The sequence below is a fragment of the Tardiphaga sp. genome, from assembly GCF_025356345.1.
In the GTDB taxonomy this organism is placed as follows: domain Bacteria; phylum Pseudomonadota; class Alphaproteobacteria; order Rhizobiales; family Xanthobacteraceae; genus Tardiphaga.
This window is the reverse complement of the sequence record NZ_JANXTC010000202.1, coordinates 1-4,002: the sequence shown is the minus strand read 5'-3', so window position 1 is coordinate 4,002 and position 4,002 is coordinate 1. Positions and strand designations below refer to the sequence as shown.

Annotated in this window: 4 protein-coding genes; 2 read left to right on the top strand and 2 right to left on the bottom strand. The window is 62.6% G+C overall.

What is annotated here, in order from left to right; all coding sequences use genetic code 11:
- Together Q0S16_RS12165 and Q0S16_RS12160 are read left to right on the top strand one after the other, a co-directional pair.
- On the top strand, positions 1-679 hold a 679-nt coding region (locus Q0S16_RS12165; RefSeq protein ID WP_295848522.1), incomplete at its 5' end, for a polysaccharide deacetylase family protein.
- A 10-nt stretch (positions 680-689) separates the two neighbouring features.
- Positions 690-1,253 (top strand): dihydrofolate reductase, encoded by a 564-nt coding sequence (locus Q0S16_RS12160; protein ID WP_295848520.1) that lies wholly within the window; start codon positions 690-692, stop codon positions 1,251-1,253.
- Between the two features lie 11 nt (positions 1,254-1,264).
- Here the strand turns inward: Q0S16_RS12160 and Q0S16_RS12155 are convergent, their stop codons facing one another.
- Together Q0S16_RS12155 and Q0S16_RS12150 are read right to left on the bottom strand one after the other, a co-directional pair.
- Entirely contained in the window at positions 1,265-1,720 is a 456-nt protein-coding gene (locus Q0S16_RS12155) for a DoxX family protein (RefSeq protein ID WP_295848519.1), read from the bottom strand.
- Positions 1,721-1,902: 182 nt separating this feature from the next.
- The coding region (locus tag Q0S16_RS12150) for an NADP-dependent malic enzyme (RefSeq protein ID WP_295848518.1) at positions 1,903-4,002 on the bottom strand (2,100 nt) is incomplete at its 5' end.

Below are 4,002 nucleotides of genomic sequence, written 5' to 3'. Positions count from 1 at the left end.
CGACAAGGAAGTGGTGCTGACCTTCGACGACGGCCCGTGGCCGGTGACCACCCAGGCGGTGCTGAAGGCACTGGCCGACGAGTGCACCAAGGCCATATTTTTCCCGATCGGCAAGCACGCCACCTATCATCCCGAAATTCTGAAGCAGGTCGCGGCCGCTGGTCATACCATCGGTGGCCATACCTGGGCCCACATCGCGCTGACCAGCAAGAAGCTGACCGAACAGCAGCGCATCGACGAGATCGAAAAAGGCTTCAGCGCGGTGAAGTGGGCGATCGGCGCATCGCCGGCCGGGTTCTTCCGCGCGCCCGCCCTGCAGCACCCGCCGGAAATCGTCACCTATCTCGGCACCCGCAATATTGCGATTTTCTCCTGCGACATCGACTCCTTCGACTTCAAGACCCGCAAGTCAGATCAGGTCATTACCAACGTCATGACCAAGCTGGACAGGCTGGGCAAGGGCATCATCCTGATGCACGACTTCCAGAAACACACTGCCGAGGCGCTGCCGACGCTGCTGCGCCGCCTCAAGGCTGGCGGTTACAAGGTGGTGATGATGAAGGCCAAGGCACCGGTGCAGACCATCGCGTCGTATGATGAGGGCATTCTCAAGGACGCCAAGCTGCCCACCGTGAGTACCCGCCCGCTTAACAGCGTGGTGCAGACGATTTCAGAATAGCGAACGCCGAATGCATCCGATCTCCGCGTTTCGCTTTAACGGCTACGTCATTGTCTCGGCCGAAGGCATGCTCACCGATGTTCATGGCGTGATGCCTGAATCGCTGAAATTTCCCGGCGACCTGGCGTTTTTCAGCGCCTCGCTGGATCGCGCCGACCTGATCGTGCACGGCAAATATTCGTTCGAGGACCAGCCCAATTCACCGCGGCGGGCGCGCATCGTTCTGAGCCGCAGTATCAAGACGCTGGCGACCGATCCGGTCAACGACAAGGCGACGCTGTGGAACCCGGCGGGAGCATCGTTCGACGACGCCTGCAACCATGCCGGCATCTCCGGTGGCACCGTCGCGGTGATCGGCGGCCCGGTGGTGTTCGAGATGTTCTTCGATCGCTTCGATGTTTTCTGGCTGTCGCAGGCGCCGCATGTGCACTTGCCCGACGGAGGTCCGTGCTTTCCGGGCGTGCCTGCGGAAACCCCGGAACAGATCCTTTTCCGCCATGGGATGCGGGCCAGCGAGGTCGAGATCCTCGACGCCGCCCACGACGTCCGGGTCACCGCTTGGCGGCGCGTCTGACGCCGCTGCCGCTATAGTTCGGCGTAGCCGTTTTGCTGACGCGGGCCGCGGCCGATGCCGGCGATGATGAAGAGGCCGCCGATCAGCGACAGGTTCTTCAGCGCATGGTTGATCTGGTTCTTGGCGTCGGCGCCGGTCAGGTTCCAGAAATCGTGGAAGTAGAACGTTGCAACAATCACAAACACCACCATCAGCAGCGCAAAGAAGCGCGTGCCGAGATTGAGGGCGATGAGGACGCCGCCGAGCAGTTCAATTGTCGCCGCGAGGATGGCCAGAATTTGCTTCATTTCCATGCCGGCGAGCGTCTCCAGCTGCGTGGAATAAGGCGCGATCGCCGCGGGAAAGGTCGGGACGATCCTGCTGCCGATCATGTCGGCGGTCGCCGGTAGATCCAGGAACTTCGAGGCACCCGACGCGATGAAGATCACGGCGAACAGAATGCGCCCGAAAGTAATAAACGCTGGCATGGTCGGCCTCACTGCTACAATCGATGTGGACAATATAGTCCGGCAATTATGATCGTTCCCCGAAGGGTTTTCAAACGATCATATCGCCGTCGATTTGATGCAATCGCGCCTTATCGCCGTTCGCCAATAATGAGTATCAGCGAACGGCTTTTGCCACCGGACAGACTTTGTCCGGACAGAATTTATCCAAACAGGCCGGGCTGCGGACGCGCCGCCCGCTCCTGCGCTTCCACGGCGGCTACCGCCGTCATGTTGAGAATACCGCGGGCCGTGACCGACGGGGTCAGGATATGGGCCGGACGCGCCGGGCCGATCAGGATCGGACCGACAGGCAGCGCGTCGGCCAGCACCTTGATCATCTGATACGCGACATTGGCGGTGTCGAGGTTCGGCATGATCATGACGTTGGCCACGCCTTCCAGCTTGGAATGCGGCAGGATCAGTTTTCGCGCCGCCTCGGACAGCGCGGTGTCGCCCTGCATTTCACCATCCGCCTCGATCTCGGGATGCTTTTCACGCAACACGGCGGCGGCACGACGCATCTTCCGCGACGAATCGGTGTCGTAGCTGCCGAAATCCGAATGCGAAACGAAAGCGATCTTCGGCTTCATGTTGAAGCGCTGCACGTGGATCGCAGCCAGCGCGGCGACTTCGGCAAGCTCTTCAGCGGTCGGGTTTGGCCGCACCTGGGTGTCGGCGATGAAGTACGCGCCTTTGCTAGTGATCATCAGGGCCAAAGCCGCGAAGTCGCTGACGCCCGGCAGAAAGCCGATGATTTCACGGACGTGGCGTAGATGGCTCATGTAGCGGCCTTCGACGCCGCAGATCATCGCATCGGCCTCGCCGCGCACCACCGAGAGCGCCGCGATCACCGTCGCATTGGTTCGCACCACCGTGCGCGCCGCGTCGGGCGTCACACCGTGACGACCTGCGATATCGATGTACGACTGCACGAAAGAGCGGTAGCGCGGATCATCCTCGGGATTGATGAGGTCGAAATCGACGCCGGCGCGGATCGCCAGACCGAAGCGCTTGATGCGCGCCTCGACCACCGACGGACGGCCGACCAGGATCGGCCGCGCCAGCTTCTCTTCCAGCACCACCTGGGTGGCGCGGAGCACGCGCTCGTCTTCGCCTTCGGCGTAGATGACACGGACCGGCTGGGTCTTCGCCTTGGCGAATACCGGCTTCATGACGAGGCCCGAGCGGAAGGCGAAGCGCTCCAGACCCGCGAGATAGTCATCGAAATTGGCGATCGGCCGCGTCGCCACGCCGGAATCCATCGCCGCCTTGGCCACCGCCGGTGCGATGCGCAGGATCAGCCGCGGATCGAACGGGCTCGGGATCAGCGAACCCGGGCCGAAGCCCTGGGTTTCATTGTCGAGGCCAGGTGCCACCGCGTCCGAGGGCGGGTCGCGCGCGAGCTGCGCAATGGCGTCGACGGCGGCGATTTTCATCGCCTCGTTGATCGCAGTGGCGCCGACGTCGAGCGCGCCGCGGAAGATGAACGGGAAGCACAGCACGTTGTTGACCTGGTTCGGAAAGTCCGACCGCCCCGTGCAGATCATGGCGTCGGGCCGCGCCTTGCGCGCCTCGTCGGGCATGATCTCGGGATTCGGATTGGCCAGCGCCATCACCAGCGGCTTGTCCGCCATCTGCTTGACCATTTCCGGCTTCAGCACGTTTGGCGCGGACACGCCGAGGAAAATATCGGCGCCCGCGATCACGTCGCCCAGCGTGCGCTTGTCGGTCTTCTGCGCATAGACCGCCTTCCAGCGGTCCATCAGCGTGTTGCGGCCTTCATGCACGACGCCGTCGATGTCGCAGACCCAGATGTTCTTCAGCTGCGCACCGAGATGCACCAGCAGATTGAGGCAGGCGATCGCCGCGGCGCCGGCGCCGGAACAGACGATCTTGCAGTCCTTGAGATTCTTGCCGTTGAGCAGCAGCGCATTGGTGATGGCAGCGCCAACGATGATGGCGGTGCCATGCTGGTCGTCGTGGAATACCGGGATCTTCATGCGCGCCTTGAGCTGCGCCTCGATCTCGAAACACTCCGGTCCCTTGATGTCTTCGAGGTTGATGCCGCCGAAGGTCGGCTCCAGTGCGGCCACGGTCTCGACCACGCGCTCGATGGTGTCGGCGGCGATTTCGATGTCGAACACGTCGATGCCGGCGAACTTCTTGAACAGGACGGCTTTGCCCTCCATGACCGGCTTGGACGCCAGCGGACCGATATTGCCGAGCCCGAGCACCGCGGTACCGTTGGAGACGACGGCGAC